Below are 18,511 nucleotides of genomic sequence, written 5' to 3'. Positions count from 1 at the left end.
TTCGAATGGCCTCTCAGATAGGTCGGGCGTGCCTGCTTCACCTGCTGTTGTAACGCGAATCTTGATTCAGGTTTATAAGTGAGACCCGTTCTGTGGCCGGTATCTTAATCATGATCATGAGTGCGTGTGGTTTCGAGGGGCGGATGCAACTCACGGGTGCGTTGCTGCGTAAGTGGGCCGCGATGGGCAGACCCCCGAGGCCCCTCCCGAGTTGAAACCGTTACCGGGCAGAACGTCCGGCCAAGAGAAAACGAGGAACGCTTTTAGTGATGCAACAGAAGATGCAGCAAACACGAGAGGATCTCTATCACACCCGACTGGGCACCAAGCCTCAACTTATTGCGCGACAAGATCCCGTGATCCATTCAAAGACATGGGAAAACGCTCCCGTGGCAGGTGACATGATCAAAGCCTTCGACCGTGACGGGTTCATCGTCCTGGATGATGTATTCTCCGACGACGAGATCGAGCGCATGCGGTTCACGGCGAATGAAATGCGTGATTATCCGCAAAGTCTGGCCGAAGAGACCGTCGTGGCGGAGCCGAACAGCGGTGCTGTACGCTCTGTCTTTTCGCCACACCGCCAAAGTGACGACTTCGATCTTGTCTCGCGCGATCCACGCCTGGCGGATCTGGCACGCTTCATCCTTGATGATGAGATTTACATCCACCAGTCGCGCCTGAACTATAAGCCTGCCTTCAAGGGCAAGGAGTTCTACTGGCACTCCGACTTCGAGACCTGGCACGCCGAGGATGGGATGCCGCGCATGCGGGCATTGTCGATGTCTGTGATGCTGACCGACAACCATCCGCAGGCCGGCCCCGTCATGTTCGTGCCGGGGAGCCACAAACAGTTCATTTCCTGTGTCGGTGAAACGCCGGAGGATAATTACAAGGCCTCGCTCAAGCGTCAGGAGACCGGCATTCCGGACAAGAGCTCGATCGAGTCCATGGTCGATAAGGGCGGCATTGTGGCCCCGGCGCCGAAAGCCGGTTCGGTTGTCGTTTTCGACTGCAACACGCTGCATGCTTCCAATGGCAATATCACGCCATTTGAGCGGATGAACGCATTCTTTGTCTTCAATGCCTGGTCCAACAGGCTGAAAGCGCCCTATGGCGCGGCCAAGCCCCGGCCGGAGCACATTGCCCACCGCAGAGTGGAAGCGCCTTTGAGGCGGATATCCCCGCAGACTCGCGTGGCGGCCTGATCTGGTCAGACCTGCTTGTTTCGCAGAAGCCGGTGCCGGGTGGATTCATCCGCACCGGCTTTTTTTTGGGTCTGCGGTAAAAAATCGGAACTTCAAGATGAGTTAATCGTCTTTTCGCCGTAGCTTGGCGTGAGGGCCAATGCTTTGAATTCGTGGAATTTTAGCACACCACACCGGAAAGATGAGCGAATCAGGACCTGAAACAATTGAACCGTGTGAGGACATTGAGAGCTGTCTGGCTGAAAAGCTCCGAGCCCTTGCACCCATCAACCAAACTCAAGCCGCCCTGTTAGCCGCGCTTGAAGAGGAGCGATACGAGCTGGCCTCCGGCGACGAGCTGTTCGCGTCGGGCTCGCCGACAGGCGACCTTTTCGTTCTGAAGAAAGGCTGGCTTGTCTCGGAATCGTACAGCACACGCGGGCAACGCTCGATTGTGAGGGTGCACCATCCGGGCGATATTGTCGGGGCCTCGCAGATTCCCTACGCAACGACTCCCTATCGCGCGATCGCACGCTCCGAGGCGCTTGTCTGCCCGTTCCCGCGCCAAAGCCTGATTACCTTGTTTGAGCGTTCACCGCGCCTGTCGGCCATGCTTCTCTCGATTGCAATGCTAGAGAGCGCCGAGCAGGAAGACCGCGCCTCTGTTTTCCGCCGCAACAGTGCGGTTGCCAAACTCGCGCTGTTTGCGCAGCAGACATTCGGCCGTCTGAAGCTGATGAACGGCTTGCTGCACGATCGCTTTCATTGCCCGCTCACTCAGTCAGACATTGGCGATGTTGTTGGCATGACAAGCGTCCATGTCAGCCGCACCTTTTCGCGCCTGGAGCAAGATGGTGCCCTGAAGCGGCATGGCTCTTTCATACAGATTATCGACAATGAAAAACTCTCGGCCCATTCCGGCTACATTGACCGTTATGAACAGCTGGACCTGAGCTGGCTGCCTAAGGACTAGGCTGCGGCTTTCAGCTCGGAGAAGGAGGGTGTCAAACGGGCTTGCCAGGCAGGCAAACCTCTCCCAGTGATTGACACCTGCATGTCCAGACCCGAAGCATCCGATACAAAGAGCGTTGCTGCTCGCCTCACCAGAATTCCTGCCTACAGGAAGCTCGCCGCCCTTGCTGCGCTTGCCGCCGGTATACTCGGCCTTGGCCTGATACCAGGCCTCGGCCACCCTCTGGGCGACAAGACCGAACATGTGCTTGCCTTCTCGCTCCTGGCGCTTGCATTCCGTCGGTCAGGAACCTTTCTGTCCCGACCAGTGGTCTGCGTGCTGCTGCTGTTCGCTGCAGCCATCGCGCTCGAGATTCTCCAGGGAGTGTTCCTGCGTTCACGGATCGCAAGTGAAAGCGATGCCCTCGCCTCTACAGTGGGGATATTTGCCGGATTTGCCGCGTCGTGGACCCGGGGGTGGAAACTGGCCGCAGCCTTTGCTGGCATCGTGCTCCTGGCTTTTTCGACCAACTGGATGCTGAATGTTGGGCGATACAAGCTTCACGACCAGATCATGGAATTGCAGGCTGCCAAGCCGGATGAAGCCGCTCAGGTGTTCAATCGGGTGCGCAGTCCGAGCAGTTTGTAGACACCATTGCGGAGGGCGAGCGCGCTGGCCCGTCTGCGTGCGACAGACGGCAAGCGTTTGCGCACGGCCATTTCAGCCTGGGTGAGTTTCACGAACTTGCGCGAACGCCGGATCAGCCGGGTCACCGGTTCGACAATATCCGTGCGGCCAAGTGAGACGGCCCGATCCCGGATCTCCTCAAACAGCATGTATTCGTTTTCAGTGCGGAGGTAGATTTTCGATACGTTTGCCGGTGAATAGCCGGACCAGTTGAAAGCGGTTGCTTTTTTCCTGTCGACCCCTGCGAGATCCAGGGCGAGCATGGTGCGCAGGCATTTCTGGCAGTGGGAGCAATTGATATGCTCGCCAAGCGCGTAGCGTCCACGGCTGCAGACGTTCAGCACTTCGAGAAATTCCGGAACTTTCGCAATCGCTGCGGTCTTGTCGATACGGCTCGTATCTGTGCCGAAATGGTCAATGGAGAGCAGGCTCGTGCCGAACCTCCAGTCGGTATCTGGATGGGATCCCCAAGGCATCAGTTGCGACCATGTCAGGGAAGAGGAAATGGTGGCGTGGTCCAGTTCTCCTGAGAGGAAATGCGCCGTCGCCGCATAGGCCGCGCCATGGGACAGGTGCGCCCAGGCGTCGTGATATTCCGGGATTGCCGTCATCATGTTTGTCCGCACGGTGAAGTGGGAAAGATCCATTCGCGCAGCGAACGCATCAACTGAGACGAGCGCGTTCCGGTCTTCCGCGAAAGGTCTCGGGGGATTGTCTTCGTGGATGACGCTCAGGATGGAATCTATGCAATCGCGTCGCTGCAGGAGCGTAAAGAGCGAGTCTACGCCACCAGTAAACAGGCAAGCCTTTCGCCCCTTGGTGGCTGAAAGTTGCGCTTCATCCTGTCGATTGCGCCGCGGCAGATCGAGCTTGGGTATGCGCTTGTATGGATACCAGCTGCGCCAGATAGCGAAGACTTCCTGCAGCCGGTCGATCAGCTCGGCATCGGCTGGCGCGGTCTGGTGGTAATCTTCGTCAAGCACGAAAGCGGCAACTGCGCCGAACAAAGCGAAATGGTCCTGATAAGGCGGGCGGGAGCAGTCGGCCGGCATGGCAAAGCGGACGCTATGTTTTCGGCCATTGGAAAGCTGGTAGTCTCCTGTCTCACAGTAGACACCGTTTTCTTCCTGCAACCTGATTTCTATCAGTTCGATGACGCACTCCCGTGGTCAGATAGGGACAATCAATTGCCAGCAATGGCGGTTTGATCATCTTGCAAGCAAACTTCTTGCCGGAACTGGAGTGCTGGAGCGGGTGAAGGGAATCGAACCCTCGTCTTAAGCTTGGGAAGCTTCTGCTCTACCATTGAGCTACACCCGCACCGGTCCTGAATTCCATCGCGCCGGGCGCGCCTGCGGTCAAGCGGAATCACATCTGCGTCACCGCATGAAGGCAGTGGCTTGTCATGACCGGACGCGGACCTAGTCTCGCGGGTCATGGCGCATACCACATTGTTCGAACAGAAATTTCGCGACCCCTTCGTCACCGCCAAGGGCGAGACGCGCGGCAGCGTCGACTGGCGTGGGCTGAAGACGCTGTGGCTGAACACCGGCACGCTCTGCAACATCGAGTGCCGCAATTGCTATATCAAAAGCTCACCATCCAATGACGATCTCGTCTATTTGAGCATCTCCGATGTCGAGCCGTATCTCGACGAGATCGACGCCTTGGGCGAGGGCTCGAAAGAGATCGGCATTACGGGTGGCGAGCCGTTCATGTGCCCGGATATTTTCAAGATCATGGAGGCGGTGCTCTCGCGCGGGCACAGCCTGTTGCTGCTCACCAATGCGATGCGCCCGATGATGCGTCCACGGATCCAGCAGGGCTTGCTCGATCTCAAGCCCCGCTTCGGCGACCGCATGACGCTTCGTGTCTCCATGGATGCGCATGACGCGCCGACCCATGACGCAGAGCGCGGCACCGGGGCCTATGCGACCGCGATGAAAGGGCTTGGCTGGCTTGCCGAGCATGGCTTCGATGTCGCCATCGCCGGGCGCCAGGCGCTGAGCGAGAATGAGGCCGAAGCCCGCGCGGGCTATGGCGCGATGATTGCGCGGCTTGGCCTCGCCATTGATCCGGCAGACACCAGACAGCTCGTCCTTTTCCCGGAAATGATCGAGGGCGACGATCCGCCCGAGATCACCACCGCCTGCTGGGGCATCCTCAATGTCGACCCGGCCGACATGATGTGTGCGAGCCAACGCATGGTCGTGAAGCGCAAGGGCGCCGGCAAGGCGACGGTGACTGCCTGTACGCTGCTGGCCTATGACACGGAATTCGAACTGGGCGAGACGCTGGCCGAAGCGACGCGCGATCCCGTCCAGCTGAACCATGCCTGGTGTGCGAGCTTTTGCGTGCTCGGCGGCGGCAGCTGCTCGGCCTGAGCTACTCCGCCGCCTTCACCTCAGTGGCGGCCGGATCCTGGAAGACGTCTTCGATAGACTTGCCGAAGAGGCGCGCAATCGCGAAAGCGAGCGGCAGGGATGGATCGTACTTTCCTGTCTCGATCGCATTCACCGACTGGCGCGAGACGTCGAGTTTCTCGGCAAGCGCTGCCTGGCTCCAGCCATACTCTGCGCGAAGGGTGCGGATGATGTTCTCCATGAACCGCCCCATCAAACCGTCTTGCCGAACCAACCCGGCGCACATGTCGCCAGCCCGTAAGACAGGAAGAAGGCCGGGCCGATCCAGAACACCTCGAAATTTTCGATAACTTCGAAGAGCTGCAGGAAGCCGATCACGAACACCCCGGAAATGGTTATGGCTGCGCCCCGGGCGAAGCCCTTGAGATGCTTGATACGGGTATATTCGTCGGTCTCGCTCATCCAGCGAACAATCGCCCAAAGCGCCAGGCAGACCGGCAGGGCAGTTAGCACGGCAACTGTCGCCGTGAGCCAGGTTGGCGATTCCTGCTTGTCGATGATCCAGGCGCCTCCGAGGACAATAACCACATAGGCGATCATCGCGGGCCAGAAGATGCGGTGATAGCGTTTGCGCGCTGCATTGAAGCCGAATTGTTGAGCCATTTTTCATCCTTATGATGTCGTGCTTCCTTGACAATTAGACAAGTAAACTTGTCATGTCAAGTGACCTTGTCATTGGTCTGACTTGCCGGTCCGAAACTGTCGGACGGATTCGATGTCTAATTTCCCATTGCGTGCTGGCCGCAGCGCGCTAGGAGAAGCGCTCCATGGCGCTTGCACCTTCCCTCCATGTCTTCCGGCACCGGCCCTACCTACATTTCTGGTCCATGCGCGTATCGATTGCGGCGGCCCGCCAGATGGAAGCTGTGGCGATTGGCTGGCAAGTCTACAATCTCGCGCGGGATTCGGCGGGTGCTGGCGGTCTTGGATGGAGTGTCGAGGAGTCGGCCTTCCTGCTTGGTCTTGTGGGCCTCGCGCAGTTTGTGCCTGTCCTGCTCTTGTCTCTTATCGGAGGGCAGGCCGCCGACAGGTTGAACCGCAAATTGATCCTGGTTGTGGCCATCACCGTCAGGATACTCGTATCCTTTGCCTTGCTGGCCTCGGTTTTTCTGCCGGCAAGCTATGCATTGCCGATCATTTTCGGAGTCGCGGTTACGCTGGGCATGACGAACGCCTTCACGCCAGCGGCCGCCAATGCCCTTTTCCCCAAGCTCGTACCGCGCGATGAACTGCCGACCGCGATTGCCTGGAACTCACTTGGTTTCCAGACGGCGACCATTGTCGGCCCCGCAATTGGCGGTCTTCTCTACGCTGCCGGCGGCGCGGAAGCGGTCTACATTTCGGCCATCATGCTGTCGGCATTCGCGGTTGCCATGCTTGCCACCCTGAAAGCCCCTCGGCATGAAAAGCTCGCCAATGCGCGCGGCTGGTCGATGGTGTTCGAAGGGCTCGTCTACATTCGGCGGAACAAGATTGTGCTGGGGGCCATCTCGCTGGACCTCGTCGTGGTCTTCTTCGGCGGCGCAAAGGCGCTCTTGCCTGTCTTTGCCCGCGACATCCTGTATGTCGGATCGGTTGGCCTTGGCCTTCTACAGGCATCCGTTGCTGTGGGGGCGGTCATCGTCGCCTTCATCCTGGCGACACGTCCGCTTGCAACGAAAGTGGGCCCCTGGATGATGTGGGCAGTCGGTATCTACGGCGCAGCGACGCTCGTCTTCGGTCTTTCCACGGCTTTCTGGCTTTCCTTTCTCGCGCTCGCTGTGACAGGGGCGGCGGACCAGATCTCTGTCTATGTTCGCGCCTCGTTGATCCAGCTGGCGACACCGGACGAAATGAAGGGACGGGTCTCCTCTGTGTCCTTTATTTTTATCTCGGCATCAAATGAACTGGGCGAGTTTGAAAGTGGCGTGGCCGCTCGACTGATCGGGCCGGTCGGCGCGGTTGTCTTTGGCGGCTGTGCGGCAATCGTCACGGCGCTGGCCTGGACGCGTCTCTTCCCGCAGCTCGCCGGTGCAGACCGTTTCGACGATGTCGAGGAACAGGCCGTGAAAGAGGCTTAGGAGTTCCGCCAGAAGTCCCGGCGGTTCTGCTTCATGCTCTCGGTTTCCCATCCGCCGTCATCGAAGCCGAACAGCTCATGGAGTGTCCACGTCTTGTAGAGCGCCATCACGTAAGCGGCGCGTGCGAGGACGATTGCAGCAATCACGATAGCGGCCATGCTCATGGCTTGCAGTGTCTGACCTGTCATCCGGAGCTCCCCTCACAGTTCTCCTGACAGGCGAGCGTTGGCGAGAGACTGTTGCCGCCTTCTTATCCCAATCTTTGAAATTTCGCCTATTCGGCGGCTACGCCCACTATTTGTGGAGCGTGTTGCGCGCCGCGCACGAGTTTGCCCGGTTTTGCGCCAGTCGGACCACCATCGCGATAGATGACCTGGCCGGCAACGATCGTGGCCGTATAGCCGCTGGCGCGCTGCATCAGGCGGCGCCCGCCGGCTGGCAGGTCCCTCAGGATTTCAGGCCGGTGCAGGGTGAGATTGTCGTAATCGATGACGTTCAGATCGGCCCGGTAGCCGGGCACAATCAGGCCGCGGTCCTGTAAGCCCATCCAGTGGGCCGTGTCGGCGGTCTGGCGTTTGACGATCCACTCCACCGGAAAGCGTTCCCCACGCGTACGGTCGCGCGTCCAGTGGGTGAGCATGCTTGTCGGGAAGGAGCCGTCGCAGATCATGCCGACATGCGCCCCGCCATCCGACAGGCCGGGGATGGTCGCTGTACTTTTCAGCATTTCATAGGAGGGCTCGAGAGAGCCTTGCGCGTAATTGAGGAAGGGCAGGTAGAGAAGTCCGTGACCCTCATCTTCGAGCATCTTGTCGAGGGCGACGTCTTCCGGCGTCTGCCCGCGTGCCTTGGCAATAGCTTCGACGGTGCGGTCGGCTTCCGGTTCATAGTCCGGGACGGCGTCGAGGGTGAAAAGCTTGCCGAAATTACGCAGCAGGCTTTTGACAAAAGGATTGCCCGGATCAGGTTCACTCGCAAGTAGCCGGGCGCGGAAGTCCGGGTCGCGTAGCGCAGCGACCTTTTCAGCAAGCGGTTTGTCCTTGATTTCCTGATAGACCGGATGGGCGGTGAATGGGTTCATGGTCAGCTCCAGCCCAAGTAGCACGCCGACCGGACGTCCGCAGACTTGCGCCCGCATCGGCAGACCGTCCTCTACCGCCTGTTCAATCGACCCGAGCAGGACCCGCCAGCCGTCCGGGGCAAGATCGGACTGGGCCAAAGAAACCGAAAGCGGGCGCCCCGACGCTTCGACGATCCGGCGCAGCATGGCAGCTTCCTTTTTCGGATCGTCAAAATCGGAAACGAACTGGAGCACCCCCTTGCCGGCTTCCTTCAGGGCCATGGCGATGCCGGTCAGCTCCTCCTCGGAGGCTGTCAGGGTGGGGGTCGGTTGTCCGTCGGAGGTGCGGTGATTGAGCGTGCGGGAAGTGGAAAAACCAAGCGCACCCGCTTCGACAGCCTGTTTCGCCAGCTGCGCCATCTGCGCGATATCGTCGGGCGAGGCCTCTTCCCGGTTTGCGCCGCGCTCTCCCATGACGAAGACACGCAGAGCGGCGTGGGGAAGCTGGGCCGCGAAGTCGATGTCGAAGTGTTTGTCGGACAGGCTGTCGAGATACTCCGGGAAGCTTTCCCAGTTCCACGGAAGGCCGGTGGACAGGACGGGGAAGGGAATGTCTTCCACGCCTTCCATCAGCCGTATGAGGCGATCGTGGTCCTCGCGCCTGCACGGCGCAAAGCCGACGCCACAGTTGCCCATGACAGCCGTAGTGACACCGTGGATCGAGGATGGCGTGAGCGCATCGCCCCAGGTCGCTTGCCCATCATAGTGGGTATGGACATCAACAAAGCCCGGCGTAACCAGCTGGCCCTTCGCATCTATCTCGGTCTTGCCCTTGCCGGATATCGTTCCGACAGCGGTAATGCGGCCAGCATCAATGGCTACATCCGCCTCGCGCCCGGGCTCCCCGGTGCCGTCGGCGACGAAGCCATTGCGGATGACGAGATCATGGGTCATTGGCGTTTCCTCCTGCTGCCAGCTTCAAGCCGATCGTGTCAGCCAGAGGAAACGCGCCTCACCATGGGGAAGTCAAACATATCGCCCGTTCAGGCTCACGCCGCCGGGCAGGACCCGGTGTCTTCGAAACCGTCGCCGATATCGTCGATCATCTGTCCAACAAGGCGAATACCTTCAGAGGTGGCCTGAGCATCGGTATCCTCAGGCCGAGACATGGCATCGCCCATCATCTTGCCGACAACATCTTCCGTGCTCTCGCCGGTTTCCGTCATGCCGGTGGCAACCTTGTTCATCGTGGCTTTTGCCTTTTCCTGGTCTTCTGGCGGCATCGCAGCGATCATGCTCTCCGCACAGTCGCAAAAGCCTTCTGCGTCGGTACCAATATCGGCGATTTCCTCCTGGCCTTCCTCATCATTCGCAATGGTGAGACAGTCAGCGCGAAGGGTATCCGCGCTTTCGCTGCCCTCGTCGCCTGCACCGTTGCAGGCCGCAAGGATCAACAGACCAGCGGAAAGGAAAAGAGTGTGTTTCATCATGTGTCCCCTGTTCAGGTTTAAACAGGCGCAAGGATGAACGCGATTGGCCGCGAGTGTCCAGTCTCAGTCCGTGGGGCCCATGAAATGCTTCGACAGCTTCAGGCCCTGCCCCTGATAATTGCTCGTCTTCCCGCCATAGAGCGACCCCGGCTTTGCAGCCATGTCTTCATAAACAAGTTTTGCTACGGGCTGGCCGTGTTCGAGGATGAAGGGCACATCGCGTGACCGAACTTCCAGAACCGCGCGGGAGCCGCCCTTGTTTGTGCCAAACCCCGGATCGAAGAAGCCTGCATAGTGGGCCCGGAACTCACCCAGCTCCGGCGCGATGGGCGCCATCTCGGCGGCCTTGCCGGAAGCGACTTTAACCGTCTCGCGCGAGGCGAGAATGTAAAAATCATCCGGATTGAGAACAAGTCGGCCCTTGTGTGGATAAAGCGGCTCCCAGAAGTCTGCCACTTCATGACGGCCAGTGGCGCGTAGGTCGATCAGCGGGGCGTGGCGCTTGGCCCGCCAGCCGACAGGTTCCCCTTCACCACGTTCCATGTCGATGGAGACGGTCTTGTCGCTGGCATTCTGAGGCTTACCGCGGCGCAGGCGCAGCTGGGCAAGCCGGTCTCCCGGTCGGGCCAGGATGGAGAAGGTCCGTGGACTGATCTCAAGCCAGAGCGGACCGGAATAGCCGGTCGGGATGTCGTCGAACGTCTTTCCGCGATTGGTGACCAGGCGTGTGAAGACATCGATCCGGCCTGTCGATGATTTCGGATTGGCCCGGCCGGAAATGCCTGGAGGTAGCCGGAGCGACTCCATAAGCGGAACCAGATAAACGCAGCCCGTTTCCAGCACGGCTCCCTGGCTAGTCAGGTCAATCCGGTGCAGCTCGATGCCGGGCTCCTGAAGGACATCGGCGACCGAACGGCTGGGCCCGGGCAGGAATGAGGCGCGAATGCGGAAAGCGTCGGGGCCGAGGCGCAGATCAAGGCTCGCCGGCTGGATCTGGTCTGCATCCAGCGGTTCGGTCGAACGGATGGCGCCTGTTTTGAATAGCGCGGCAAGTTCGGTATCCGGCAAGACGCCCGGTATTGCTTCAGCCATCCCTTGATCCCTTTCAGAAAAGAGGCTTAGGACGGAGCGCTCTTGATTGGAAGGACTGATCGCCATGTCGACGCGCGATGGAGATGACTGGAAGCCGGCAACGAAGCTCGTTCGCGGCGGCACCATGCGTTCGCAGTTCGGCGAGACCTCCGAAGCCCTCTTTCTGACGTCCGGCTACGCTTATGACAGTGCCGAGCAGGCGGCCCGGCGCATGGCCGGTGAGGAGGAGGGCTATGTCTATTCACGTTATGCCAATCCGACTGTGCGGATGCTGGAGAACCGGCTCGCCCTGCTCGAAGGTTCCGAGACCTGCCGGGTGACGGCCTCAGGTATGGGCGCGATCTCCACGACAATGATCGCTCCTGTCAGCCAAGGGGACAGGGTTGTTGCTGCGAGTGCGCTTTTTGGTTCCTGCCGGGTGATCTGCCAGACCATCCTGCCGCGCTACGGCGTGGAGACTGAGTTGGTGCAAGGCTCAGATCTCGACGACTGGAAGAAGGCACTTTCCAAGCCCACAAAGCTCGTTCTTATCGAATCGCCTTCAAACCCTCTTCTGGAAGCCGTCGATATCGAGGCTGTCGCGAAGCTCGCCCACGAGGCGGGTGCGAAGCTTGTCGTCGACAATGTCTTCGCCACACCTATCCTCCAGAGGCCGCTCGACCTTGGCGCGGACATTTCCGTCTACTCCGCCACCAAGCATATGGACGGACAGGGCCGTGTTCTTGCCGGGGCCATCTGCGGGCCGTCTGACTGGATTGAAGAGCATGTTGACCCCTGGATTCGTCATACTGGCCCTGCACCGTCGCCTTTCAATGCCTGGGTTGTGCTCAAGGGGCTTGAGACGCTGGACCTGCGCGTACGCCAGGCCAGTCGCAATGCAGCGCGGATAGCGGATGCGATTGCGGGTCATCCCAAGGTGAAGGCCGTTCGCTATCCCGGCCGGGAAGACCATCCACACCGTGCTATTCATGCGAAACAGATGTCAGAAGGCGGCACACTGATCGCCTTTTCGGTGAAGGGTGCCCGGCCGGAGGCCTTCCGCGCGCTGAACGCCATGAAGCTTGTGGACATTTCAAACAATTTAGGTGACACGAAGTCGCTCGCTTGCCATCCGGCATCGACAACCCATCGTGCGTTGAATGAAGAAGAGCGGGCCTCCATGGGGCTTGATGAAAGCTGGATTCGCATCTCTGTGGGCCTGGAAGATGCCGGCGATCTCGAAGCGGACATCCTCGCGGCTCTTGATGCCATCTGATCCGGCAGGGGAGAGACAAAGGGCATGGCTGGACGACCGCCGCCACCCGTATACGAAGCTGATACGCAGGGCGTGAAAATACGCGTCCAGCCACGCTTTCTGCATGACGAATCGCGCCCCGCCTCCGGCCAGTATGTCTGGCAATACACCGTGGATATCGAGAATACCTCGGAACGGACCTGGACGCTCATCATGCGGCACTGGGAAATTGTCGACAGCCAGGGGCGACGTCAGATCGTCGATGGTGAAGGTGTTGTCGGTCAGCAGCCAGTGATCGAGTCAGGCGCCTCTTTTCGTTATTCCTCCGGCGCTCCACTGGCAGCCCCTTCCGGTATGATGGGCGGCAACTACACAATGATCAGTGATGGTGGTGAGGAAATCACTGCGCGTATCCCGACCTTCTCGCTCGACAGCCCGTACGAACAGTCCCGGCCCAGCTGAGGCGTTTTATAGAATTTCTTCAATGACGCCTGCGTCAGTTTACTGCTAGGACCGTGCGCCATGGGGTTCAGGGACTTCGCCCTTCTTTTCGCCGTCTGCTTCGTCTGGGGTTTGAACCTGGTCGTCACCCGATGGGTTGTGGCCGATGCGGGTGTCCCGCCGATCTTCTTTGCCGGGATCAGGTTCGCCGGCATTGCGCTTGTCCTCTTGCCCTTCCTGTTCCCGCTTCCAAAGCAGATGGGCATGCTTTTCATGATCTCCATGTGCATGGGCGGGGTACACTTTGCGCTGCTCTTCATGGGGCTTGCGAATGCAGAGGCGAGCGCGGTCTCCGTTGTCGGCCAGCTGGGCGTGCCCTTTTCCACGCTCATGAGTATGGCCTTTCTTGGAGAGACGGTTGGCTGGCGCCGGGGCCTTGGCATCATGCTCGCCTTCGCCGGGGTCGTGCTCATCGCCTTTGACCCTGAGAGTTTTTCAGTCAGTTTCGGCCTGCTCTACGTTATTGCATCTGCCTTCGTCGGATCGGCCGGTGGCATTCTCATGAAACGCATGGCGCCCATCAGCGCGCTACAGCTCCAGGCCTGGCTCGGCCTGTTCAGCTTTTCGCCGCTCATTCTTTTCTCCCTGCTGGTCGAGCAGGGGCAGGTTTCTTCATACGTTGAGGGCGGCTGGATGGTGTGGCTGGCCACTGCCTTCGCCGTTCTCGGTGTCAGCGTGTTCGGACACGGCGCGTTCTATACACTCATAAAGAAGTACGACATTTCACTTCTGTCGCCCCTCACCCTCATGACGCCGATCTGGGGTGTGGTGCTATCCATCGTCTTGCTAAACGAGCCGCTTACGGCTCGGCTCGTGCTCGGTGCGGCGATTTCTCTGGGCGGTGTCTTCGTCATTGCCGTGAGGGGGAATAAAGCCATGCCGGAAGCGTCCATCACGGAAAGGATTTCCGCCTCCAAATGAGCTCCGTCACCCGCCAGCCCAGTCCGAATTTCGATGACCGCCGCTACCCCGTGGACATGCTCGTCCTGCATTATACGGGCATGCAAACCGGCGATGCTGCCCTGGAGCGCATGTGCGACCCGGCGGCCTCGGTGTCTGCTCATTACATGGTCCGCGAAGGCGGAGAGATCGTCCAGCTCGTTGAGGAGGAGAAGCGTGCCTGGCATGCGGGCGTTTCGAAATGGCAGGGCGATGAGGATCTCAATTCACGCTCGATCGGCATCGAGATCGTAAATGGTGGTCATGACTGGCGTCTTGAGGATGGCCGCCTGCCGCCTTACCCGAACGCTCAGATCGACTCTGTCATAGAGCTGAGTCACGAAATCATCGAACGCTGGAATATCCCGCAGACGCGGATCGTTGGTCATAGTGATATTGCTCCGGCCCGAAAACAGGATCCGGGAGAGCATTTTCCCTGGGCCAGGCTGGCGCAGTCAGGGGTTGGCCTTTGGCCGCTTGCCATGTCTGGCGAACAGGGCACGGTCGAGACCGCACTTGCGACCATCGGTTATGAAACGCGTGATTTGCCAGCTGCAATAACCGCGTTCCAGCGACGTTGGCGCCCCGCTCGAGTGGACGGCATTGCTGATCCGGACACACGCTCGATCGCTTTTGCTGTGGCGGATACTTACTCGGCCGGCTGATCGCCTTCTGCCGTCTTCTGTTCGGCCCTCTCGACATCGGCTTTTGTTGCCGCGATCCGGCTTGACCACTCAACCGATAGAGCTGCCCCCAGCAGGAGCGATGACACCGAGACGAGCAGCCAGATGAAACCGAGGATGACGGAGGCCAGTGCGCCGTAAAACGTGTCGAGGACCGAGACCTTGAGATAGAGGTGATAGGCCCAGGTCACTGCAGACCATGAGAGCGCCCCAGCTGCCGCACCAGCCGTCATCGCTCGCCCTGAACTGATCCGGCCATAGAGCGACAATGAAATGATCAGGTAGAAAAAGGCGAAGCACGCAACAAACTTGCCGACCCAGAGCCGTGAGGCGAGATTGGAGATCTGTTCGGCGAGCTCAAATGCGATGAACCCCTCCCGCTCGGTTATGAAGGACATGAGCAGCTGCAGGGCACCGAGCAGCCAGACAAGGCAGATCAGAAGCGTTGTCATCAGAAGCGACACACCCTGGAAGCGGATGATATTGCTGCGCTTCTCACTGCCCGCCACCATCCGGATGCCGGTGATCGCGGCCTTGGCACCGGAACTTGCCGTATAGAACACAATAAGGACGGCAAGTACGGCACGTACAGTCAGACCCTGGGGCGTTGCGTCGCGAATGGTTGTAAGGTCGGCCTGCTTGAGCGGCGCCACAGCGGAGATCAGCACCTGGTCAATTGTGTCCGACAGGCTCTCCGAAAGGTCGTGCGGCAGAAGCGAGAAAAGCAAGGTCAGGGTGAGATAGATGAGTGGGAATATGGAGAATAGCGCGTAGAAGCTGATCCCGCCGGAGACGATGCGCACTTCCGGTTTCGACAGTCGCATGATCGCATGCCAAAGCGGCAGCAGGACCCAGACCTTGATCACGGTCGGTAGCGGCAGCTTTTCGAGCCAGCGTTCCAATCATCTCTCCCGCTTGAGCGGTTGCCTCTCCAACATGGATCAGTCTGCCACCCAAGACCAGAAATTCGCGCATCCAGCTTTCAGAAACCTTGCCTTTGCGAGGCGGCTGGCCTATCTGCCCGCTTCGACATCGCCCTCGTATTGCTGCGGCTGCTGACCGACAGGCAATGACAACGAGGACCTCATGTCTCACCCGACCTCGCGCGCCGAGCGGCGTGCCCTTGCGTGCAAACTCGATGGTCGCACCGACCACCGCGCCCAATCTTTCCGACGCCTTGGCATCGAGAAGGATTGGAAAAAGCTCTACTGGCGCAAGAACAAGCTTCACCGCGCCCGCCAGATCGGCAAGATCTGGCCGAACCGCGAATGGGAGAAGTTGATGGCCGATGCCGCGCCGCTGCGGGTTCTGTTCGTTTGTTCGCGCAACCGCCTGCGCAGCCCGACCGCTGAGGCCGTCTTCAATGCGGTCGCCGGCGTGGAGGCTCGCTCGGCGGGAACCGCGCGCGATGCCGACTGGCAAGTCACAATGGATGATATCCGCTGGGCAGACCTGATCGTCTGCATGGAAGACAAGCACGCCAATCGCTTGCGCGCCGATTTCCGCCAGGCCGTTTCGCACAAACGTGTTTGCGTGCTCAGCATTCCGGACGATTACAAGTTCATGCAGGATGAGCTTGTGGCACTGCTCCGCACGCGGGCGATGCCGCTCATCCGGGCGCAGGAATAGCAATACGCCTCATGGCCCGCAGGACCAGTCGCCATCATATGTCTGCTGCCTGCCATCGGTATGCTGGACCAGCAGGCGCGCCTTATGGGTAACGGTTTCGGTCATATCGTCGTCAACCCGTTCCATTGTATCGACTGTTATGGTCATACCGCGCCCGTCGAAACGTGCGCCGCTTTTCTCCAGTGTTCCGAACCCGCCTGTCTGCGTGCTCGCCAGCGTGGCGCCCTGGCCACTATTGTTGATGGCAGCGGTTGGTCTTGCCTCGTCGCCGACATCGGCTTTTGCAACAAGCAAGGTTTCACCCGCCTTAGTGGTGAAGGCGCATCCGAGTTCACCCTGGATCTCTGGAATCCTGGCACCAGTGATTGGCAGGAGAGTGATATCGGAGCCCTCTCCGGCATCTGTGTCCGATGGAGCACTGGCTGGCTTTTCCTGATTTTCTGGAGATGCGGTGAGGGTGTCCCGTATCGGGGCTGGATCGTCCGGCGAGCAGGCAGCGATGAGCAGGGCGAGCGGAGCGGCCATAGCAAGAAAGATAGACTTCATTCGCCCGAAACGAATGTCTTGGGACGGCGGTTCCATGGGCAATGCATCGGTGACCTATCAGGGGGCGATGTTTCGTGCGGCCATGTCTTGCGTCTCCAGACTGGCGTTTCAGTCCTTTCGCCATTATATCCCCGACCTGACCAGACGGCCGGGCAGCCGCTGGTGGCAGGCTTGCCTGTCGCTGGAGGAAAGTCCGGGCTCCATGGAAACAGGGCGGCGGGTAACGCCCGCCCGGCGAGAGCCGAGGGAAAGTGCCACAGAGAGCAGACCGCCAGCCGCTTGCGGCTGGTAAGGGTGAAAGGGTGGGGTAAGAGCCCACCGCGGGGGCGGTAACGTCCCTGGCATGGTAAACCCCGCCCGGAGCAAGACCGAGTAGGGGGCGCGCATGGGCCGTTTCCAGCCTGCGCCCCGGGTGTGTCGCGTGAGGGCTCCCGCGAGGGAGCTCCCAGAGGAATGGTTGCCGATCCCAGCAATGGGGGAACAGAACCCGGCTTACAGGCCGTCTGGTCATACTCCTTGTCCACCACAGCTTGCGCGTCAGCGCGGAGCAATCTGCGCCGCTTTTTCTCTTCTCAGAACAGCGTCTTGCGCTTGACCTGCATGCGCTCGAGCAGGTCGGTGCGGACCCTCAGCATCTCGGCGGCGACATGGATTTCCCAGAGAAAGTTGCCGAGCGCGGCAACCAGGACGCCCATGGCCAGGATAAACAGGACCGAGACAAAGGCCGAAAGGTCGAAAGAGAGCAACTGCCCGGTAAAAAGCGCCACAATGACAAGGCAGACCATCAGCATGGCCAGCGTCGAGAGCGTGATGGCACGGTTGATCCAGGCCATGCGCCGGTCGAGCAGGACAAGTTCCTTGGCCCAGCGCGGATGGGTCTCCATCGGTTGCTCGATGGAAAGTTCGACTTCCAGCGCCCGTGTGCGGTCGACGACGCGGCCGAGCCGGTTGGTCAGGACGACGAGGAGATGGCCGATGCCCGCAATCAGGAAGACCGGCGCCACCGCCAGCTGGATGATGTGGGCAATGTCGTCGGCCATTCCGCTCATGGCCTTGGCATCGGACTCCGGCGGGCTGAAGTCAAGGCCGGACCGTGAAACTCATTCCGGCTCGGCAAAGCCCCAGCCATCGGGTTTGTAACCGCGGGCCAGCGCCATCTTGGTGGTGCGCTCCTCATGCAGCCAGATATCCTGCGGGGTAAACGGGATCGGCCCGATGGAAGCGGCGACCTGGTCCGGATCGTCAGCCTCGCCAAGCTCGTAGCCAAAGCTTATCAGCGCCTTCTCGAAGGCCTCGCGCCGGGCCTCTTCGCCCTGGATGGGCACGAAGAACAGGTCCAGCACGATATCGGAATGCGGCTTGACGCCCTGCGTGTCGCGCAGCTGCTCGCAGGTCCAGACCGTCTCGGCCTGTTGCTCGGTGAAATTCCAGTCGCTCTCGTCCATGCGGGGCTCCATAGCGCAAGGCGGGCGGGCGATACAGCCTCCGTCTCCATCGCCTGCAGCACCAGCGGCCGCTGAGTCCGGCGGACTGCGGCAGGTGAGATAAATTCGGCATGAGAAACCGGCTAGCCGGAGTCCAGAAAAGCCGGTCCGGGAAGGGTCCGGCCACAGTCCGAAAACGTTCCAGAAACAGCCCACTTCCAGCCCAACTGCCGGAACGCCTCAAACGCAGCGGCGATGACGTCAGGATCGAGCGCGGTCCAGGGCTCACGCGGAGCATGCCGCGTCCAGTCGCAGGGATCAGGCTGGTCCGGCTTGTAAACGGCGGTAATCTGGATCCGGCCCCACCAGGTGACGCCAAGGGTTACCAGCGTGCCCTCTGGATATGGCTTCGTCGAGCACCAGGGGAGGATGCCCAGCACATCCCAAAAGAAGATCGGCCATGCCCAGACAGGCAGGGTCTTCAGGACAGCAATGATCCACTCACGGGTCAGCATGCCTGCATTGGACCATAAGGTTTGAGGGGGTGGGATGGATTTACCGAAATTGTAGCGGCTAAGAGATAGGCATATTACAACTCTTAGTT

Annotated in this window: 22 protein-coding genes, 1 tRNA gene and 1 other RNA gene; 11 read left to right on the top strand and 13 right to left on the bottom strand. The window is 60.0% G+C overall.

Features of this window, described 5'->3' with window-relative positions; genetic code table 11:
- Positions 1–281 precede the first annotated feature (281 nt).
- The 3 genes from thpD to Q1K29_RS02150 all read left to right on the top strand — a co-directional run bounded on the left by thpD (position 282) and on the right by Q1K29_RS02150 (position 2,787).
- Positions 282–1,208 (top strand): ectoine hydroxylase, encoded by a 927-nt coding sequence (gene thpD / locus Q1K29_RS02160; protein WP_300391925.1) that lies wholly within the window; start codon positions 282–284, stop codon positions 1,206–1,208.
- 181 nt (positions 1,209–1,389) lie between these two features.
- Positions 1,390–2,160: a Crp/Fnr family transcriptional regulator gene (locus Q1K29_RS02155; protein ID WP_300391012.1), complete on the top strand. Its 771-nt coding sequence runs from the start codon at positions 1,390–1,392 to the stop codon at positions 2,158–2,160.
- An 81-nt stretch (positions 2,161–2,241) separates the two neighbouring features.
- Positions 2,242–2,787 carry a hypothetical protein gene (locus Q1K29_RS02150; RefSeq protein ID WP_300391009.1) on the top strand — a complete coding sequence of 182 codons (546 nt, stop codon included), beginning with the start codon at positions 2,242–2,244 and terminating at the stop codon, positions 2,785–2,787.
- Here the strand turns inward: Q1K29_RS02150 and Q1K29_RS02145 are convergent.
- Positions 2,748–3,959 carry a hypothetical protein gene (locus Q1K29_RS02145; protein WP_300391006.1) on the bottom strand — a complete coding sequence of 404 codons (1,212 nt, stop codon included), beginning with the start codon at positions 3,957–3,959 and terminating at the stop codon, positions 2,748–2,750. The two genes, Q1K29_RS02150 and Q1K29_RS02145, sit on opposite strands and share 40 nt — an antisense overlap.
- A gap of 113 nt (positions 3,960–4,072) precedes the next feature.
- Positions 4,073–4,146: transfer RNA gene (locus tag Q1K29_RS02140), tRNA-Gly, on the bottom strand.
- A gap of 116 nt (positions 4,147–4,262) precedes the next feature.
- On the opposite strand from Q1K29_RS02140, the gene Q1K29_RS02135 reads away from it, so the two are divergent.
- Positions 4,263–5,210: a radical SAM protein gene (locus Q1K29_RS02135; RefSeq protein WP_300391003.1), complete on the top strand. Its 948-nt coding sequence runs from the start codon at positions 4,263–4,265 to the stop codon at positions 5,208–5,210.
- Position 5,211: 1 nt separating this feature from the next.
- Here Q1K29_RS02135 and Q1K29_RS02130 read toward each other — a convergent pair whose 3' ends face one another.
- On the bottom strand, positions 5,212–5,430 hold the full coding sequence (locus tag Q1K29_RS02130) for a helix-turn-helix transcriptional regulator (RefSeq protein ID WP_300391924.1): 219 nt from the start codon (positions 5,428–5,430) through the stop codon (positions 5,212–5,214).
- An 11-nt stretch (positions 5,431–5,441) separates the two neighbouring features.
- Positions 5,442–5,852: a hypothetical protein gene (locus Q1K29_RS02125; RefSeq protein ID WP_300391000.1), complete on the bottom strand. Its 411-nt coding sequence runs from the start codon at positions 5,850–5,852 to the stop codon at positions 5,442–5,444.
- A 164-nt stretch (positions 5,853–6,016) separates the two neighbouring features.
- Between Q1K29_RS02125 and Q1K29_RS02120 the strand changes: the two genes are divergently transcribed.
- Positions 6,017–7,309, top strand: coding sequence for an MFS transporter (locus Q1K29_RS02120; protein ID WP_300390998.1), 1,293 nt, complete (start codon positions 6,017–6,019; stop codon positions 7,307–7,309).
- On the opposite strand, the gene Q1K29_RS02115 is transcribed toward Q1K29_RS02120, so the two are convergent.
- The 4 genes from Q1K29_RS02115 to Q1K29_RS02100 all read right to left on the bottom strand — a co-directional run bounded on the left by Q1K29_RS02115 (position 7,306) and on the right by Q1K29_RS02100 (position 10,951).
- On the bottom strand, positions 7,306–7,497 hold the full coding sequence (locus Q1K29_RS02115; protein WP_300390995.1) for a hypothetical protein: 192 nt from the start codon (positions 7,495–7,497) through the stop codon (positions 7,306–7,308). The two genes, Q1K29_RS02120 and Q1K29_RS02115, sit on opposite strands and share 4 nt — an antisense overlap.
- 86 nt (positions 7,498–7,583) lie before the next feature.
- The gene (locus Q1K29_RS02110) at positions 7,584–9,323 is read right to left on the bottom strand and encodes an amidohydrolase family protein (protein WP_300390992.1); all 1,740 of its coding nucleotides are present in this window, start codon (positions 9,321–9,323) and stop codon (positions 7,584–7,586) included.
- A gap of 95 nt (positions 9,324–9,418) precedes the next feature.
- Positions 9,419–9,856 (bottom strand): hypothetical protein, encoded by a 438-nt coding sequence (locus Q1K29_RS02105; RefSeq protein ID WP_300390989.1) that lies wholly within the window; start codon positions 9,854–9,856, stop codon positions 9,419–9,421.
- Between the two features lie 66 nt (positions 9,857–9,922).
- A complete protein-coding gene (locus tag Q1K29_RS02100; RefSeq protein ID WP_300390986.1) occupies positions 9,923–10,951 on the bottom strand; it encodes a 2'-deoxycytidine 5'-triphosphate deaminase in 1,029 nt (342 codons plus the stop codon).
- Positions 10,952–11,015: 64 nt separating this feature from the next.
- On the opposite strand from Q1K29_RS02100, the gene metZ reads away from it, so the two are divergent.
- Genes metZ through Q1K29_RS02080 form a run of 4 tightly spaced genes read left to right on the top strand, consistent with a single transcriptional unit; the run spans position 11,016 to position 14,290 of the window.
- Positions 11,016–12,206, top strand: a complete 1,191-nt coding sequence (gene metZ, locus Q1K29_RS02095) for an O-succinylhomoserine sulfhydrylase (RefSeq protein WP_366524161.1) — start codon at positions 11,016–11,018, stop codon at positions 12,204–12,206.
- Positions 12,207–12,230: 24 nt separating this feature from the next.
- Positions 12,231–12,647, top strand: a complete 417-nt coding sequence (gene apaG / locus Q1K29_RS02090) for a Co2+/Mg2+ efflux protein ApaG (RefSeq protein WP_300390981.1) — start codon at positions 12,231–12,233, stop codon at positions 12,645–12,647.
- Positions 12,648–12,707: 60 nt separating this feature from the next.
- Positions 12,708–13,607 carry a DMT family transporter gene (locus tag Q1K29_RS02085; RefSeq protein WP_300390977.1) on the top strand — a complete coding sequence of 300 codons (900 nt, stop codon included), beginning with the start codon at positions 12,708–12,710 and terminating at the stop codon, positions 13,605–13,607.
- Complete coding sequence (locus tag Q1K29_RS02080) at positions 13,604–14,290, top strand: N-acetylmuramoyl-L-alanine amidase (RefSeq protein WP_300390974.1); 687 nt, start codon at positions 13,604–13,606, stop codon at positions 14,288–14,290. The genes Q1K29_RS02085 and Q1K29_RS02080 overlap by 4 nt, the downstream gene beginning before the upstream one ends.
- Here Q1K29_RS02080 and Q1K29_RS02075 read toward each other — a convergent pair.
- Entirely contained in the window at positions 14,275–15,210 is a 936-nt protein-coding gene (locus Q1K29_RS02075; RefSeq protein ID WP_300390971.1) for a YhjD/YihY/BrkB family envelope integrity protein, read from the bottom strand. The genes Q1K29_RS02080 and Q1K29_RS02075 overlap by 16 nt on opposite strands.
- A 379-nt stretch (positions 15,211–15,589) precedes the next feature.
- Between Q1K29_RS02075 and Q1K29_RS18460 the strand changes: the two genes are divergently transcribed.
- On the top strand, positions 15,590–15,937 hold the full coding sequence (locus Q1K29_RS18460; RefSeq protein ID WP_366524159.1) for a phosphotyrosine protein phosphatase: 348 nt from the start codon (positions 15,590–15,592) through the stop codon (positions 15,935–15,937).
- Between the two features lie 9 nt (positions 15,938–15,946).
- Here Q1K29_RS18460 and Q1K29_RS02065 read toward each other — a convergent pair whose 3' ends face one another.
- A complete protein-coding gene (locus Q1K29_RS02065) occupies positions 15,947–16,483 on the bottom strand; it encodes a hypothetical protein (RefSeq protein ID WP_300390965.1) in 537 nt (178 codons plus the stop codon).
- A 140-nt stretch (positions 16,484–16,623) separates the two neighbouring features.
- Between Q1K29_RS02065 and rnpB the strand changes: the two genes are divergently transcribed.
- Positions 16,624–16,994: RNase P RNA component class A (gene rnpB, locus Q1K29_RS02060), an RNA gene on the top strand.
- Positions 16,995–17,055: 61 nt separating this feature from the next.
- On the opposite strand, the gene Q1K29_RS02055 is transcribed toward rnpB, so the two are convergent.
- The 3 genes from Q1K29_RS02055 to Q1K29_RS02045 all read right to left on the bottom strand — a co-directional run bounded on the left by Q1K29_RS02055 (position 17,056) and on the right by Q1K29_RS02045 (position 18,422).
- Complete coding sequence (locus Q1K29_RS02055) at positions 17,056–17,523, bottom strand: DUF2721 domain-containing protein (RefSeq protein ID WP_300390962.1); 468 nt, start codon at positions 17,521–17,523, stop codon at positions 17,056–17,058.
- 60 nt (positions 17,524–17,583) lie between these two features.
- Complete coding sequence (locus tag Q1K29_RS02050) at positions 17,584–17,928, bottom strand: hypothetical protein (RefSeq protein ID WP_300390959.1); 345 nt, start codon at positions 17,926–17,928, stop codon at positions 17,584–17,586.
- Positions 17,929–18,050: 122 nt separating this feature from the next.
- Positions 18,051–18,422, bottom strand: a complete 372-nt coding sequence (locus Q1K29_RS02045) for a hypothetical protein (protein ID WP_300390957.1) — start codon at positions 18,420–18,422, stop codon at positions 18,051–18,053.
- Positions 18,423–18,511: the final 89 nt, after the last annotated feature.

The sequence above is a fragment of the Henriciella sp. genome (genome assembly GCF_029937755.1).
Taxonomy (GTDB): Bacteria; Pseudomonadota; Alphaproteobacteria; order Caulobacterales; family Hyphomonadaceae; genus Henriciella.
Note: the sequence above shows the minus strand (reverse complement) of the source record. Positions and strands in the feature narration are given on the sequence as shown.

What these genes read in the sequence shown, in the direction of transcription:
- Q1K29_RS02155 (WP_300391012.1), top strand. Translation starts at nt 1,390, where the DNA reads ATGAGCGAATCAGGACCTGAAACAATTGAACCGTGTGAGGACATTGAG.
- Q1K29_RS02110 (WP_300390992.1), bottom strand. Translation starts at nt 9,323, where the DNA reads ATGACCCATGATCTCGTCATCCGCAATGGCTTCGTCGCCGACGGCACC.
- Q1K29_RS02100 (WP_300390986.1), bottom strand. Translation starts at nt 10,951, where the DNA reads ATGGCTGAAGCAATACCGGGCGTCTTGCCGGATACCGAACTTGCCGCG.
- Q1K29_RS18460 (WP_366524159.1), top strand. Translation starts at nt 15,590, where the DNA reads ATGGCCGATGCCGCGCCGCTGCGGGTTCTGTTCGTTTGTTCGCGCAAC.
- Q1K29_RS02135 (WP_300391003.1), top strand. Translation starts at nt 4,263, where the DNA reads ATGGCGCATACCACATTGTTCGAACAGAAATTTCGCGACCCCTTCGTC.
- Q1K29_RS02050 (WP_300390959.1), bottom strand. Translation starts at nt 17,928, where the DNA reads ATGGACGAGAGCGACTGGAATTTCACCGAGCAACAGGCCGAGACGGTC.
- Q1K29_RS02130 (WP_300391924.1), bottom strand. Translation starts at nt 5,430, where the DNA reads ATGGAGAACATCATCCGCACCCTTCGCGCAGAGTATGGCTGGAGCCAG.
- thpD (WP_300391925.1), top strand. Translation starts at nt 282, where the DNA reads ATGCAGCAAACACGAGAGGATCTCTATCACACCCGACTGGGCACCAAG.
- Q1K29_RS02115 (WP_300390995.1), bottom strand. Translation starts at nt 7,497, where the DNA reads ATGACAGGTCAGACACTGCAAGCCATGAGCATGGCCGCTATCGTGATT.
- Q1K29_RS02085 (WP_300390977.1), top strand. Translation starts at nt 12,708, where the DNA reads ATGGGGTTCAGGGACTTCGCCCTTCTTTTCGCCGTCTGCTTCGTCTGG.
- Q1K29_RS02150 (WP_300391009.1), top strand. Translation starts at nt 2,242, where the DNA reads ATGTCCAGACCCGAAGCATCCGATACAAAGAGCGTTGCTGCTCGCCTC.
- Q1K29_RS02125 (WP_300391000.1), bottom strand. Translation starts at nt 5,852, where the DNA reads ATGGCTCAACAATTCGGCTTCAATGCAGCGCGCAAACGCTATCACCGC.
- Q1K29_RS02105 (WP_300390989.1), bottom strand. Translation starts at nt 9,856, where the DNA reads ATGAAACACACTCTTTTCCTTTCCGCTGGTCTGTTGATCCTTGCGGCC.
- Q1K29_RS02065 (WP_300390965.1), bottom strand. Translation starts at nt 16,483, where the DNA reads ATGAAGTCTATCTTTCTTGCTATGGCCGCTCCGCTCGCCCTGCTCATC.
- Q1K29_RS02055 (WP_300390962.1), bottom strand. Translation starts at nt 17,523, where the DNA reads ATGGCCGACGACATTGCCCACATCATCCAGCTGGCGGTGGCGCCGGTC.
- Q1K29_RS02045 (WP_300390957.1), bottom strand. Translation starts at nt 18,422, where the DNA reads ATGCTGACCCGTGAGTGGATCATTGCTGTCCTGAAGACCCTGCCTGTC.
- metZ (WP_366524161.1), top strand. Translation starts at nt 11,016, where the DNA reads ATGTCGACGCGCGATGGAGATGACTGGAAGCCGGCAACGAAGCTCGTT.
- Q1K29_RS02120 (WP_300390998.1), top strand. Translation starts at nt 6,017, where the DNA reads ATGGCGCTTGCACCTTCCCTCCATGTCTTCCGGCACCGGCCCTACCTA.
- apaG (WP_300390981.1), top strand. Translation starts at nt 12,231, where the DNA reads ATGGCTGGACGACCGCCGCCACCCGTATACGAAGCTGATACGCAGGGC.
- Q1K29_RS02080 (WP_300390974.1), top strand. Translation starts at nt 13,604, where the DNA reads ATGAGCTCCGTCACCCGCCAGCCCAGTCCGAATTTCGATGACCGCCGC.